Raw genomic sequence first — 14,301 nt, 5'->3', positions numbered from 1 at the left:
GCCTATCCTGGCGCGAGTGTCCGATCCCTCTGTGCGTGCGCTGCGCACCAAGCTCGACGATCTGACATTCCGGGACGCCTCGCGCCTCGGGCGGCGGCTCAAGGGGTTGCACGGTGACGCCCCGGAAGCGCTGATCAAGCAGTTCGCCGCCGCCGAAGCGCTGGTGCTCACCCGACAGGCAGCCGTCCCGCAGATCACCTACCCGGACCTGCCGGTGACCGACAGCCGCGCCGAGCTGGCCGAAGCCATCAGTGACAACCAGGTGGTGATCGTCGCCGGGGCGACCGGTTCGGGCAAGACCACCCAGCTGCCCAAGATCTGTCTGGAGCTGGGCCGGGGTATCCGCGGCACCATCGGTCACACCCAGCCGCGCCGGCTGGCCGCCCGCACGGTGGCCCAGCGCATCGCCGACGAGCTCGGGACCCCGCTCGGTTCCACGGTCGGCTACACCGTCCGGTTCACCGATCAGGCCAGCGACTCGACGTTGATCAAACTGATGACCGACGGCATTCTGCTGGCCGAGATCCAGCGTGACCGCCGGCTGCTGCGCTATGACACCCTGATCCTCGACGAGGCGCACGAGCGCAGCCTCAACATCGACTTCCTGCTCGGCTACCTGCGTGAGCTGTTACCGCGCCGCCCCGACCTCAAGGTGATCGTCACCTCGGCGACCATCGAGCCGCAGCGCTTCGCCGAGCACTTCAACGGGGCGCCCATCGTGGAGGTGTCGGGGCGGACCTACCCGGTGGAGATCCGGTACCGGCCACTTGAGGTGCCGGTGGCCACCGAGGCGGGTGACGATCCCGACGACCCGGACCACGAGATCGTGCGTACCGAGGCACGCGATCCGACCGAGGCCATCGTCGACGCCATCGGCGAATTGGAGGCCGAGCCGCCCGGCGACGTGCTGGTGTTCCTGTCCGGGGAACGCGAGATCCGCGACACCGCGGACGCCCTGCGTGGTCTGGTGGATCAGGGCACCGAGGTGCTGCCGCTGTATGCCCGGTTATCCACCGCAGAGCAGCAGAAGGTGTTCACTCCCAGCACCGCCCGCCGGCGAATCGTGCTGGCCACCAACGTCGCCGAGACCTCGCTGACGGTGCCGGGCATCCGCTACGTCGTCGACCCGGGTACCGCGCGCATCTCCCGCTACAGCCGGCGCACCAAGGTGCAGCGACTGCCCATCGAACCGATCTCGCAGGCCTCGGCCGCACAGCGCGCCGGCCGGTCGGGCCGCACCGCACCCGGTGTCTGCATCCGGCTGTACGCGGAGTCCGATTTCGAATCCCGGCCTCGCTACACCGATCCGGAGATCCTGCGCACCAACCTGGCCGCGGTGATCCTGCAGATGGCCGCCCTGAAACTCGGTGACATCGCGGACTTTCCGTTCCTGGACCCACCGGACGCGCGCAGCATCCGCGACGGTGTGCAGTTGCTGCAGGAACTCGGCGCGTTCGACGGCACCGGCGCACTGACCGAGGTGGGAAGCCGGCTGGCCCGGCTGCCGCTGGATCCACGCATCGGGCGGATGATCCTGGCCGCCGACACCGAGAACTGTGTGCGGGAAGTGCTGGTGCTCGCCGCGGCGCTGTCCATCCCGGACCCGCGGGAGCGCCCGGTGGACCGGGAGGAGGCCGCGCGCCAGAAGCACGCCCGGTTCGCCGACGAGCACTCCGACTTCGTGTCCTACCTGAACCTGTGGCGCTATCTGCGGGAGCAACGAAAGGAGCGTTCCGGCAGCGCCTTTCGCCGCATGTGCCGGGACGAGTTCCTGCACTACCTGCGGATCCGGGAGTGGCAGGATCTTGCCGGCCAGCTGCGTAGCATCGCGGGCGATCTGGGCATCCGGGAATCCGACGAAGACGCCGATCCGGCCCGGATCCACGCCGCGCTGACCGCCGGCCTGCTGTCCCACATCGGCCTACGGGAGGGCGAGACCCGCGACTACATCGGCGCGCGCAACACCAAGTTCGTGCTGGCGCCGGGGTCGGTGCTCTCCAAGAAGCCACCGCGCTGGATCGTCGTCGCCGATCTGGTGGAGACCAGCCGGCTGTTCGGTCGCACCGCCGCACGGGTGGATCCAGATTCCATCGAGCGGGTAGCCGGGGATCTGGTGCAGCGCAGCTACAGCGAGCCGCACTGGAACGCGCAGCGCGGCGCGGTGATGGCCTTCGAGCGGGTGACGCTCTACGGGCTGCCATTGGTGCCACGCCGAACCGTCGGCTACGCGCAGGTCGACCCGGCGGTCTCGCGCGACCTGTTCATCCAGCATGCGCTGGTCGAGGGTGACTGGCAGACCCGGCACCACTTCTTCCGGGACAACGCCGCACTGCGCGCGGAGCTGGAGGAGATGGAGGAGCGGGCCCGCCGCCGTGACCTGGTGATCGATGACCAGGAGCTGTTCGCCCTCTACGATGCCAGGATTCCGCCGGAGGCGGTGTCGGCCAGGCACTTCGACGCATGGTGGAAGAAGCAGCGGCACAAGACACCCGAGCTGCTCACCTTCACCCGCGCCGAACTGCTGCGCTCCGATGACGCCGACGAGCACCCCGATACCTGGCGTACCGAGGATCTGGCGCTGCCGCTCACCTACCGGTTCGAACCGGGCGCCGCCGATGACGGGGTCACGGTGCATGTTCCGGTCGAGGTGCTCACCCGCATCGGAGGCGATGGGTTCCCCTGGCAGGTACCCGCATTGCGGGAGGAATTGGTGACCGCGCTGATCAAATCGCTGCCCAAGGATCTGCGCCGTAACTTCGTACCCGCCCCGGACACCGCACGGGCCATCCTCGATGACCTGAACCCCGGAACCGGGTCCCTGCTGACCGAGATGGCCCGTGAGTTGCGCAGGCGCAGCGGTGTGGTGGTGCCGATCGAGGCGTTCGACCTGAGCAAGATCCCCGACCATCTGAGGGTCACCTTCGCGGTGGAGACCGCCGACGGTGCCGAGGTGGCGCGGGGCAAGGACCTTGCCGGGCTGCAGGATCGGCTGGCGGCCCCGGTGCAACGCGCGGTGGCCCAGGCCGTAGCCGGCGAGTGGCAGCGCACCGGTCTGACATCGTGGCCGGCCGATCTGGCCGAATTGCCGCGCACGGTGGAACAACTCAGCGGCGGACATACCGTTCGCGGGTTTCCGGCCTTCGTGGATACCGGCGCCGGGGTGGATGTGCGGGTCTTCGCGACCAAGGCCGAACAGATCGCCACCATGCGGCCGGGTCTGCGCCGGCTGCTGCGGCTGACGGCGCCGTCGCCGGTCAAGGCGGTGGAACGCGGACTCGACACCCGGGCCAGACTCGCGCTGAACGCCAACCCGGACGGCTCGCTGACCGCTCTGCTGGAGGATTGCGCCGACGCCGCCGTCGATGCATTGGCCCGGGAAATGGTCTGGACCAAAGCCGATTTCGACGCCCTGACAGCGCAGGTGGGCAAGCGGCTGGCAGCGACGACCTCCGATGTCGCCGCGCGGGTCGGCAAGGTGCTGGCCGCTGCCCACGAGGCGCAGGTGGCCATTCCTGACCGGCCGCCGACGGCACAGGCCGACGCCGTCGCCGATATCCGGGCGCAGCTGGATCGGCTGCTGCCCAAGGGTTTCGTCACGATCACCGGTGTCACCCGGTTGGCCGATCTGACCCGTTACCTGTTGGCGATCGGCCGGCGGCTGGAACGGCTGCCGCACGCGCTCGGCGCCGACCGGGAGCGGATGGACCGGGTGCACGCCGTGGAGGACGCCTACGACGACCTGGTGCGGACACTGTCCCCGGCCCGCGCCGCCGGCGTGGATGTCACCGATATCGGTTGGCAGATCGAGGAATTACGGGTCAGTCTGTGGGCCCAGCAGCTGGGCACCCCGCGCCCGGTCAGCGAGCAACGGATCTACAAGGCGATAGCGGCGATCAGCTAGCGGATGTCGTGCTCGATCTGACCGATTCCGTCGAGTGTCAGCGTCAGCGTGTCACCGGGGCGCAGCCAGTGCCCGGTCTCCATGCCGGAGCCGCCTGTCAACGTCCCGGTGGCGAACAGCTCTCCGGCGCAGAGCTGTTCGCTACGGGAAGCGTGCGCCAGCACATCGCCGATGCTGTGCTGCATATCGGCGCTGGACACGGAGCTGACCGGGCTGCCGTTGATGGCGACCGAGCCGGTGAGGCTGCCGATCCGCGGCAACACCTCATCGGCGGTCACGGCGATCTCCGACATCGAGCTCAGGAAGTGTTTGGATTTCTGCGGGCCGAATCCGCTGTCCATCTCCGGTCGTTGCACATCGCGGGCGCTGAAATCGTTGACCACCACAAACGCTCCGATCGCGTCGAGCGCTTCGGCGGGCGTCGCGTCGAACAGGGGCGCCGCGAGCACGAATCCGAGTTCCAGTTCGAAGTCCAGTGCGTGTGAGTATTCCGGCGCCGCGACCGGTGTTCCGGTCGGTACGAACGTCTGGGCGTTGCCCATGTAGTAGATGGGTTGACGGTAGAACAGTGGCTTCGGCTTGAACTGCGGGACGGGTCTGCCCAGGACCCGCTCGTAGGTGGCGGTCACCCGGTGCAACACGGGGTGGAAGCGCTCGATCAGCCCGCGAGCGGCGTCGATGTTGTGCTGCTCGAAGAGCATGAAATCGCGGAACGACAGTGGCTGGAAGGGCAACAGGCGGTCGCTGCGCTGCAGATGTCGGTCGGCGGTCGCGGCTTCCCAGTGCGCGTCGAAGATCTGCCCGCCGAGCATCAAGGCGTCAGCGGTGGGTTCCCAATTACCGTCGGCAGCAAGCATTTCCAGTTGCAGACCAGCTTCGGTGCGGACGCGGCGCAGCTTCATGGGGCCAATACTACGGACGGCGGCGTACCAGTTGGGCCTGTTGGATGGCGGCGATCGGCCCGGTCTCGTCGAACAGCGTGCCCACCGAGGTGCCGACACCGTCGGGGCCATAGCTGGTCTGGGCGCGGATGCCGAACCAGTCACCCACCGGCAGTCGGTGCAGATGCACGGTGAGGTCGGTGTTGAGGAACGTCCACTGGCGGACGTCCATCCGCGAACCCATGCCATTGGCGATGTCGGCGATGCAGAACAGCCGCTCCAGAGGCGTGGCCGCCTCTCCCTTGACCAGGTCGACCTTCGAACGCACCCAGCATTCGGCGGGCACGCTGTGGAGCACGTCGTTGAGCCAATGCCAGTCCAGCGTGTCGATGAAGGTCGGGCCCAGGTCCGGGTTGCCACTTCGTGGCGTCGCCTCGGCGCGGGGCCGCAGCGGCGGATCCGGCGTGAACACCAGTTCGGTGGTGTCGTGTTCCTGGAACCGCCAGGCGCGGGCCTCGGCCACCGGGCGCGGCGAGCCGTCGGGCCCCGTCGCGAGCATCTCCGCGCTGAGCAGTTCGATCTTGGTGCCCGCCCGGCGGCGTTCGGCGCGCATCCACAGCGGACCGGTCACCGGGACCGGCCCGAGCAGGTCGACCACCACCCGGCTGAGCCGGGTGTCCGGGCGCGGATTGCAACGCGCCAGGGCGCGGGCCAGTAGCGCCGAGACCGGCGCGGCGCCCTGCATATCGGGCGACCAGGTGCTGACGACATGGGCGGAGGCCTCGAACCGCTCGCCGAGCGGGTCGTCGGCGTCGAGCAATTCGTAATAGGCGCCCTTCATCGCCTGAGGTTAGCTCAGCTATCGAAAGCGCAACCGAACGAGTTACCGCCGGTTACCGTGTCGGGGTGCAGCGTGTTGTCATCGCCGGGCTCGGCGACACCGGAGTCCTGACCGCGCTCAAGCTGGCCAAGCGCTTCGAGGTCACTGGTATCTCCGCCAAACCCGGCCTGCTCAGCGGGCAGGAACTCGGGGTGCGGGTGGCCCGCCCGCACGAATGGGCGCGCGACTACTGGACCGGATTCGACCGGTTCCGCGGACTGGACCGGGTGCGCACCGTGCACGGCACCCTGACCGGGCTCGATCTGGCCGCCCGGACCGTCGGCGTCGACCGTGCCGGCACCCCCGAGCAGGTGCCCTACGACATCCTGGTCATCTCCACCGGTGTCACGAACGGATTCTGGCGCCGGCCGCACCTGCAGTCCGCCGACGAGATCGACGCGGACCTGCAGGAGGTGCACCGGCGGCTGGCCGGAGCGAACTCCATCGCGGTGATCGGGGGCGGCGCCGCGGCGGTGAGCGCCGCGGCCAACCTGGCGGTCGCGCTGCCCGGCGCCGCGATCGGTCTGTATTACCCCGGCGAACATGCGCTGCCACAGCATCATCGCCGCGTGTGGCAGCGGATCGAATCACGGCTCACCGCCTCCGGAGTGGCGCTCAATCCGGGGCACCGTGCCGTCATCCCCGAGCATCATGACGAGATCACCGGCGAACCGGTGCACTGGAGCACCGGGCAGCCCGCGGTCACCGCCGATGCGGTGCTGTGGGCGATCGGTCGGGTCAGCCCGAACACCGGCTGGCTGCCCGCCGACCTGCTCGACGACGGCGGATTCGTCCGCGTCACACCGCAATTGCAGGTACCCGGCCACCCGGAGGTCTTCGCGATAGGCGATGTCGCGGCCACCGATCCGCTGCGCGCGTCGGCACGCAGCCGCGCCGACGGTCTGCTCGCCCGCAATATCGCCGCCCACGCCGCGGGGAAGCCGCTGCGTGCCTACACGCCGCCGAAGGCCCGCTGGGGATCGGTGCTCGGCGCCCAGGCCGACGGCCTGGAGGTCTTCGCCCCGTCCGGTCAGGCGATCCGGTTCCCGGCCTGGTCGGTGCGCAACGTGCTGCAGCCGTGGATCGTCAAGCGGGGGATATACCGAGGCGTGCGGTCAGACTGATCAACTGATCCAGCAGCGTGTCGAGTTCACCGGCGCGGCGCTCCTGCGGGGTGAATCCGTCCGCGCCGAACTCCTGGAACAGGGACAGCGCGACCTGGGCCCGGACATCCAACATCTGAAAGTTCGCCACGATCTGGCGCCACTGCTCCACGGCGCGCACACCGCCGTCCGCCCCGTAGGACACGAACCCGACCGCCTTGCCGGTCCATTCGGGTCCCAGGCTGTCGACCGCATTCTTCAGCGCACCGGGCACGCCGTGGTTGTACTCGGGGGTGACGAAGACGAATCCCTCGCAGGCATCGATCGCCTGGCTCCACCGTCGTACGTTCTCCGAGTCGTACTCACGGTTCGCCGCGGCGGGCGGCACCGGCGCGGTCAGCAGCGGGACATCGAACTCCTTGAGGTCGATGACCTCGAATTCGGTGGCGTCCCGGCGTGCCGCCCGTTCGGCGACCCACTGCGCGACGGAGGCGCCGGCGCGGCCCTCCCGTATCGATCCGATGATGATGCCGATGGTCATGTTCACTTGCTCCCTTCGGTAGGTGCATCGCCTGCCAACGGCTCAAGTCTTCCCGAATCACAACGGTATATACCGTCGCAATTACGGTACGGTCGGCGGTATGAGCAAGGTCATGGAGGGCGTTCGCGTCCTGGAGGTCGCACAGTTCACCTTCGTCCCCGCCGCCGGCGCAATCCTCGCCGACTGGGGCGCCGATGTCATCAAGGTCGAGCACCCGGTGCGTGGTGACACCCAGCGCGGGTTCATCAACATGGGCGGTTTCGCGCTCGACCCCAACAGGCATCCCTTGATCGAGCATCCCAACCGTGGCAAGCGCAGCGTCGGCATCGACGTCTCCACCCCGGGCGGCCAGGAGGTGCTCTACGAGATCGCCAAGACCGCCGACGTCTTCCTCACCAACTACCTGCCCGCCCAGCGGCAGAAGAACAAGTTCGATATCGAGCACATCCGGGCGGTCAACCCGAACATCATCTACGCCCGCGGCAGCGCCTACGGCGACAAGGGCGCCGAACGCGACACCGGCGGCTTCGATGGCACCGCGTTCTGGACCCGCAGCGGTGTCGGGCACGCACTGACCCCCGAAGAGCTCGGCGGTGCACTGTCGCAGGGCATCCCGGCCTTCGGTGACTCGATCGGCGGGATGAACATCGCCGGCGGTATCTCCGCGGCACTGTTCCACCGCGAGCGCACCGGCGAGACCTCCGAGATCGACGTGTCCCTGCTGAGCACGGCGTGGTGGGCGGCAGGCGCGAGCGTCACCCAGGGCATGGAGACCGGGGAGACCATGCGCTCGGTGATGCCGAATTCGGTTGGCCCCACGGTGAACCCTTTCCTGGGCAACTACCTGACCTCCGACGGTGGCACCATCAACCTGTGCATCGTCAGCCCGACCGGCTATATCCGTGACGCCTTCGAGCATCTCGGGCTGCCCGAGTTGGCCGATGATCCGCGTTTCTCCGATGTGCTGCCGCTGATCGAAAATGCCGCGGCCGCCGTCGAACTGATCACCGCAGCGATCCGCAGCCGACCGTTCGACTACTGGCGCACGCACCTCAAGACGATGAGAGGCCAGTGGGCACCGTTCCAGAGCCTGGTGGACCTGGGCAGCGACGAGCAGGCGCTGGCCAATGACATGGTCACCGAGGTCGAAGGCGCCGACGGCACACCGTTCAAGGTGGTGCGCGGCCCGGTGCAGTTCAACCACGAACCGCTACAGACCACCCGCGCGCCGCAGGCCTCCGAACACACCGAGCTGGTGCTGATGGAGATCGGCCTGGATTGGGATCGCATCGAGGAGCTCAAGGATGCCGGCGCGATAGCCTGACCATGTGCACTCCCTCCTGCTCCGGAGCGCGCCGCTGCTGTTGACGCCGGTGCTCCTAGCGGTGAGTACGTTTCCCGGCGAATTCCGGGTATCGGCCGGCTACTGGGTACTGGCCTGCACGGCGGCCGTGGTCTTCCTGGCCGGCGGCCGGTGGCCGTTTCCGGTGTCGCTCGCGCTGTCTGCACTCGCGGTGCCGATGTTCGCCGCCCAGGCATGGGGGCTGTCCGGTCTGGTGCCCTATATCGGTGCGCTCGCGCTGGCCGAACTTGCGGCACGCACCGACCGGGACCCGGTCATCGGCATCGCCGCCACCGGCTGGCTGCTCGCCCTGGTAGCCGGGGTGCAACTCGACGATCACGCCGCGCGGTGGAGCGCCGCCGATATCACCACCGTGGTGGCGGCGTTCGGGCTGCCGCTGCTGCTCGGCTTGTACCTGCGCGGTCAGCGACGGTTCCGGGCACTCGCGGAATCGGAGGTTCGCGCCGCCGAGCGGGGCGCCATGGCGCGTGAGCTGCACGATCTCGTTGCCCACCACATGGCCTCCATCGCGCTGCGCACCGGTGTCGCCGAACATGTGATCGGCAAGGAGGATCCGCGGGTCGCCGAGGTGCTCGACGACGTGCACCGCACCGCGGCCGACGCACTGGCCGATATCCGGCGCTGGCAGGCTGCCCTGCGTGACCCGGCCCTGCACGAGGTGGCCATGGTGGAACCCGAGGCGCTGTGGGGCGAGATCGATGCCGCCGTGCACCGCACCCGCGCAGCGGGTTTCACCGTCGAAGCGGATATCGACGCGACGATCACCGGGCTGGACGCGATGGCGCGGTTGACCGTGCTGCGGGTGACGCAGGAGGCGCTCACCAACGTGATGAAACATGCCGATCCGGAAGGTCCTGTGCAGCTGTCCATCGCGCGACGCGATGGCGGTGTGGAGATCGGCGTCGACAGTGTCGGGGTCGACGAGCAGCAGGGTGGCCTGGGCATCATCGGCATGTCGGAGCGGATGGAGCTCTGCGGCGGCACGTTCGCCGCCGGCCGCAGCGAGCAGGGATGGAAAGTACGGGCATGGCTACCCGCGTCCTGATCGCCGATGACCAACGCCTGGTCCGGGCCGGACTGCGCATGCTGTGCGAATCGACGGACGGTGTGCACGTGGTCGGTGAGGCCGCCGACGGTGCGCAGGCGGTGCGGTTGGCCGCCGAGCTGACGCCGGATGTGATCCTGATGGATCTCCGGATGCCAGGGGTCGACGGTATCACCGCCATCGGACAGGTGCTCTCCGGACGTCCTGAGGCAAAGATACTGGTGCTCACCACCTTTGACGACGACGACCATCTGTATCCCGCGCTGGCCGCCGGGGCTGCGGGCTTCCTGGTCAAGGACACCAACCCCGCCGAACTGATTGCCGCGGTGCATCGGGTGGCCGCCGGTGACTTCGTGCTGTCACCGCATCTTTTGCAGCGGTTGGTATCCCGTGCGGTCGACGCGCGCGTGCCCGATGGCCCCACCGCGGTACCGCTGACCGCACGTGAAGAAGATGTGCTGCCCCTGGTCATCGAGGGACTGTCCAATCAGGAGATCGCCGATCGGCTGCATCTCGGAGTCACGACCGTCAAGACGCACGTGGCGAACCTGATGGACAAGCTCGGTGCGCAAAACAGGGTGCAACTCGCGGTGTTCGGATATCAACGCATGGCGTGAGGCATGTCCATGGCCATCGGCTCGGCCTGCTGCCCGGGATCGAGCACCAGGAACTGACCCATCATGCCCTGGTCCTCATGCAGGGCCAGATGGCAGTGATACATGTATGGGAAGGTGGGATCGGTGTAGTCGGAGAAGCGGACCGCAAGCCGTATCCGTTGCCCCGGTGGGGTATACACCGTGTCCTTGTAACCTGCCAGCTGCGGCGGTGGTGGCATGCCGTCGATGTCGATGACCCGGAACTGGGTGTCGTGCACGTGGAAATTGTGCGGCCAGTTGTCCACGTTGCGCACCGTCCAGATCTCGTCGGTGTCCACGGTCGCCTGGAAGTCGATGCGGTTCATGTCCATCCGGTTCCGGTTGATCATGAACCACTGCAGTTCGAACTCGCGGTGCACCGAGCGCGCCGGATCCGGCAGCGCCGGCAATGCGGCGAGCGCTGCGGGGAGCGCGGCGCTCGGGCGCAGGGTGGGCTCCGGTTGCAGCCGCAGTATGGTGAACGAGTCACCGACGCCGAAGCGTGCGGCCTCCTCGGCGTCCAGTCCGGCCCGGCCATCGATCGGGAATGATTGCAGCACAGCGGAGTTGCCAGTCGAGCAGTCGACGATGATCTCGGCCCGCTCGCCCGGACTCAGCTGCACCCGGGTCACCGGAACGGGGGCGGTGAGCAGTCCGCCGTCGCCGGCGACGATGTGAAAGGCCCGGCCGTCGGAGAAACCCAGGTTGTACAACCGGCCACCGGAACCATTGAGAATGCGCAGCCGGACCTGCTCGGTGCGCACCGTGAGATGTGCTCCGGCAATACCGTTGGTGACGATGGTGTCGCCGAGCAGGCCGATGTCCGTCGGATCGGATTCATCGAGGGCACCGGCGGGCGTGAACCGGCGGTCCTGGATGATCAGCGGGATGTCGTCGACGCCGTAGTCGCGCGGAAGACCCACAGTGCCGTCGGCGTCATCGTCGATGAGGAACATGCCGGCCAGTCCCCGGTAGATGTGCTTCTCGGTGACGCCGTGCGGATGCGGGTGATACCAGAGCGTGGCCGCGGGCTGGCGCACCTGCCAGCGGGGCTCCCATCGCCCGCCGGCCGGCACCGTCTGGTGCGGACCGCCATCGCACTGGGCCGGTACGTGCATACCGTGCCAGTGCACGGTGGTCGGCTCGGTCAGCGCATTCTCGACCTGGACCGCCACCGATTCACCGCGTCGGGCGCGCAGCGTCGGCCCCAGAATCGAGCCGTTGAATCCCCAGGTGGCGGTGCGCACCCCGGGCAGCATGTCGGTCTCGCCGGCCATCGCCCGCAGCCTGAAGACGCGAGTGCCATCGGGGCCGACGGTCGAGTCGGCGAGTGGCGGGATCGGCAGCGGACGGGTCAGTGCCTGCGCACGGCGCTCGGGCTGGGGGCCCGAGCAGGCCAGAGTCAAGGCCAGCGGGGTTGCGGTGAGGCCGACGAGGAGCTGTCGGCGGGACAAGAGGGGCACACATCGAGTCTTCGGCGCGCGGCGACGGCAGGAATCGGCCCGCAGGCCCGAGAATCCCGCCCCGCCGGCCCTTGTGCGACCCGCGTGGTGTCTGCTACACGCCGGTCGCCACCCGTGGCGCCCGGTCCGCCGGCGCGGTGTCCAGGACCAGCTCGGCCACTCGGTTGCGGTGCGCTTCGGCACTGCCCAGCAGCGCCGCATCGGTGGTGGCCCGCTTGAAGTACAGGTGCGCCTGGTGCTCCCAGGTGAAGCCGATCCCGCCGTGCACCTGGATGGTGTCGGTGGCGATGCGGGAGAACGCCGCCGACGCCAAGGCCTGCGCGATGGCGGCCGACAGGGCCGGGTCGTCGGAGCCGTCGCTGAGCGCCCACACCGCGTGATAGGTGGCCGAGCGGGCATGTTCCAGATCCACCATGCCCTCGGCCAGCCGGTGCTTGACGGCCTGGAAGGACCCGATCGGACGGCCGAACTGCAGCCGGGACTTCGCGTACTCGACCGAGAGGTTCAGCAGATGCGCTGCGGCACCGATCTGTTCGGCCGCCAGCAGCGCCGAACCGACCTGCAGCGCGTGGGTGATCACCCGGTCGGCCTCATCCGGTCCGGCCAGCAGCCGGGCCGGCGCATCGGACAGCTCGATGGTCGCCTGCGGCCGGGTCAGGTCGAGGGTGACCAGCTGGGTGCGCTGCACACCGGGGCCGTTCGCGTCGACGGCATAGAGCGCCACGCCCCCGGGACCCGTTGCGGCAACCAGGAGTTCGTCGGCGGCATCGGCGTCGACGACGCGTTCAACCCGTCCGGTCAGCCGCTCGGTTCCGGTGACAGTGATGGCGGCGGGGTCGAAGGCGCCGGCCCGGTCCGGGACCGCGAAGGCCGCGGTGCGGGTGCCCTCGACCAGGGCGCCGAGCAGCTCGTCACGGTCCGGACCGGCGGATGTGGCGACCAGCGCCGGGATGGCCAGGAACACGGTGCCGAAGAGCGGCCCGGTTGCCAGCGCCGCGCCGAGTTCCTCCACCGCGATGGCCTGATCGACCAGCGTGCCGCCGACGCCACCGTCGGCCTCGGGCACGGACAGCCCGAGCACGCCGAGCTCGGATCCCAACCGCTGCCAGACTTTCCGGTCGAAGCGCGGCTCGGATTCCATCTGGATGCGGGCCTCTGCCTCGCCGAAGTTGTCGGTGCTGAACTTGCGCACCGCATCCCGGAGTTGGGCCTGCTCGCCGGTGAACACGAACTCGCCCTCAGCCACGTTGTCGGGCTGATCCGTAAACTTCTCAGCCACGCGGCACCTCTTTCCAGGGCATACCGGCGTCGGCCCGCAGATCGCCGGGCAGCCCCAGGATCCGTTCGGCCAGGATGTTGCGCATCACTTCCGATGTCCCGCCTTCGATGGTGTTGGCCTTGCTGCGCAGGAAGCGCTGCTGAATGGGACCCCGCCAATCTGATTCGTCGTCACTGTCATGGAGTCCGTACCCGTGGTACAGAATGCCCTCGGCGCCAAGCAGATCCATGCACCAGGTGTAGATGTGCTGGTTGAGTTCGGCGCCGACCAGCTTGCCGATGGAGCCCTCCGGCCCCGGGCCGCCGACGGTGGCGGTGGCCCGGGAACGCTGCGCGGTCAGCCGCTGGGCCTCCGAACGCAGCCACAGCTGGGTGAGCCGGTCGCGCAGCACCGGGGTCTGCAGATCCGGCCGTGCGGCCCACAGCCCGACGGCCTCGGCGATGGTGCCCGCGCCGCGCTTGGCGCCGCTACCGCCGAGCGCACTGCGCTCGTTCATCAGCGTCGTCATCGCCACACCCCAGCCGTTGCCGACATCGCCGAGCCGGTGCGCATCGGGGATGCGGGCGTCGGTGATGTAGACCTCGTTGAATTCGGCCTGCCCGGTGAGCTGGCGCAGCGGCCGTGTCTCGACACCGGGGGCGTGCATGTCCAGCACGAAATAGGTCAGTCCCTTGTGCTTGGCCACATCGGGATTCGTGCGCGCCAGCAGCAGCCCCCACCGCGCCCGATGCGCCAGGCTGGTCCACACCTTCTGCCCGTTGATGACCCAGTCGTCACCGTCGCGGACGGCGGAGGTCGCCAACCCGGCCAGATCGGAGCCGGCGCCGGGCTCGGAGAACAGCTGACACCAGATGTCCTCGGTGCTGGCCAGCGGCCGCAGCCAGAACCTCTTGAGGTCCTCGGACTGTGCGTGCTCGCGCACCGTCGGCGCGGCCATCCCGTATCCCATCGGGTTGAGCCCCAGCGGCATCGGACCGCCGGCGCCCTGCAGGATGCCGTCCGCGACGGCCTGCAGCCCGCGGGAGACTCCCAATCCGCCGAGTCCCTCCGGGAAGTGCACCCAGGACAGCCCGGCGTCATAGCTCGCCGTCAGGAACTCCGGGATCGGGACCTTCTTCGGGTCGTGGTCTGCCACGACCTGCCGGGCCAGGTCAGCGACCCGGTCCGCATCGGCTTTCGCGCTCATCCAGCCACCCTAGGCAAGAGTGAT

At 68.7% G+C, this 14,301-nt stretch carries 11 protein-coding genes; 5 read left to right on the top strand and 6 right to left on the bottom strand.

Annotated features, from left to right (window positions below; genetic code table 11):
- Nucleotides 1-16 precede the first annotated feature (16 nt).
- Nucleotides 17-3,901 carry an ATP-dependent RNA helicase HrpA gene (gene hrpA, locus C6A86_RS27835; protein ID WP_105363112.1) on the top strand — a complete coding sequence of 1,295 codons (3,885 nt, stop codon included), beginning with the start codon at nucleotides 17-19 and terminating at the stop codon, nucleotides 3,899-3,901.
- Here the strand turns inward: hrpA and C6A86_RS27830 are convergent.
- Nucleotides 3,898-4,803 carry a fumarylacetoacetate hydrolase family protein gene (locus C6A86_RS27830; RefSeq protein WP_105363101.1) on the bottom strand — a complete coding sequence of 302 codons (906 nt, stop codon included), beginning with the start codon at nucleotides 4,801-4,803 and terminating at the stop codon, nucleotides 3,898-3,900. The two genes, hrpA and C6A86_RS27830, sit on opposite strands and share 4 nt — an antisense overlap.
- Before the next feature lie 10 nt (nucleotides 4,804-4,813).
- A complete protein-coding gene (locus C6A86_RS27825) occupies nucleotides 4,814-5,623 on the bottom strand; it encodes a thioesterase family protein (RefSeq protein ID WP_105363100.1) in 810 nt (269 codons plus the stop codon).
- A 65-nt stretch (nucleotides 5,624-5,688) separates the two neighbouring features.
- Here C6A86_RS27825 and C6A86_RS27820 point away from each other — a divergent pair, with 65 nt between their 5' ends.
- Nucleotides 5,689-6,786, top strand: a complete 1,098-nt coding sequence (locus tag C6A86_RS27820; RefSeq protein WP_105363099.1) for an FAD-dependent oxidoreductase — start codon at nucleotides 5,689-5,691, stop codon at nucleotides 6,784-6,786.
- On the opposite strand, the gene C6A86_RS27815 is transcribed toward C6A86_RS27820, so the two are convergent.
- Nucleotides 6,749-7,306: an NADPH-dependent FMN reductase gene (locus C6A86_RS27815; RefSeq protein ID WP_105363111.1), complete on the bottom strand. Its 558-nt coding sequence runs from the start codon at nucleotides 7,304-7,306 to the stop codon at nucleotides 6,749-6,751. The two genes, C6A86_RS27820 and C6A86_RS27815, sit on opposite strands and share 38 nt — an antisense overlap.
- Before the next feature lie 112 nt (nucleotides 7,307-7,418).
- On the opposite strand from C6A86_RS27815, the gene C6A86_RS27810 reads away from it, so the two are divergent.
- The 3 genes from C6A86_RS27810 (at nucleotide 7,419) to C6A86_RS27800 (ending at nucleotide 10,331) form a co-directional block, all read left to right on the top strand.
- Nucleotides 7,419-8,630 (top strand): CaiB/BaiF CoA-transferase family protein, encoded by a 1,212-nt coding sequence (locus C6A86_RS27810; protein WP_199196169.1) that lies wholly within the window; start codon nucleotides 7,419-7,421, stop codon nucleotides 8,628-8,630.
- Nucleotides 8,631-8,691: 61 nt separating this feature from the next.
- Nucleotides 8,692-9,714, top strand: coding sequence for a histidine kinase (locus C6A86_RS27805; RefSeq protein ID WP_311100953.1), 1,023 nt, complete (start codon nucleotides 8,692-8,694; stop codon nucleotides 9,712-9,714).
- Nucleotides 9,696-10,331: a response regulator transcription factor gene (locus C6A86_RS27800; protein ID WP_311100952.1), complete on the top strand. Its 636-nt coding sequence runs from the start codon at nucleotides 9,696-9,698 to the stop codon at nucleotides 10,329-10,331. The genes C6A86_RS27805 and C6A86_RS27800 overlap by 19 nt, the downstream gene beginning before the upstream one ends.
- Here C6A86_RS27800 and C6A86_RS27795 read toward each other — a convergent pair.
- The 3 genes from C6A86_RS27795 to C6A86_RS27785 form a co-directional block, all read right to left on the bottom strand.
- On the bottom strand, nucleotides 10,316-11,812 hold the full coding sequence (locus C6A86_RS27795) for a multicopper oxidase family protein (RefSeq protein WP_105366051.1): 1,497 nt from the start codon (nucleotides 11,810-11,812) through the stop codon (nucleotides 10,316-10,318). The genes C6A86_RS27800 and C6A86_RS27795 overlap by 16 nt on opposite strands.
- Nucleotides 11,813-11,906: 94 nt before the next feature.
- Nucleotides 11,907-13,091: an acyl-CoA dehydrogenase family protein gene (locus C6A86_RS27790; protein ID WP_199196423.1), complete on the bottom strand. Its 1,185-nt coding sequence runs from the start codon at nucleotides 13,089-13,091 to the stop codon at nucleotides 11,907-11,909.
- Nucleotides 13,084-14,277: an acyl-CoA dehydrogenase family protein gene (locus C6A86_RS27785; RefSeq protein WP_105366049.1), complete on the bottom strand. Its 1,194-nt coding sequence runs from the start codon at nucleotides 14,275-14,277 to the stop codon at nucleotides 13,084-13,086. The genes C6A86_RS27790 and C6A86_RS27785 overlap by 8 nt, the downstream gene beginning before the upstream one ends.
- Nucleotides 14,278-14,301 lie beyond the last annotated feature (24 nt).

It is taken from the genome of Mycobacterium sp. ITM-2016-00316, assembly GCF_002968335.2.
GTDB lineage: Bacteria > Actinomycetota > Actinomycetes > Mycobacteriales > Mycobacteriaceae > Mycobacterium.
This window is presented reverse-complemented; position numbering and strand designations above follow the sequence as displayed.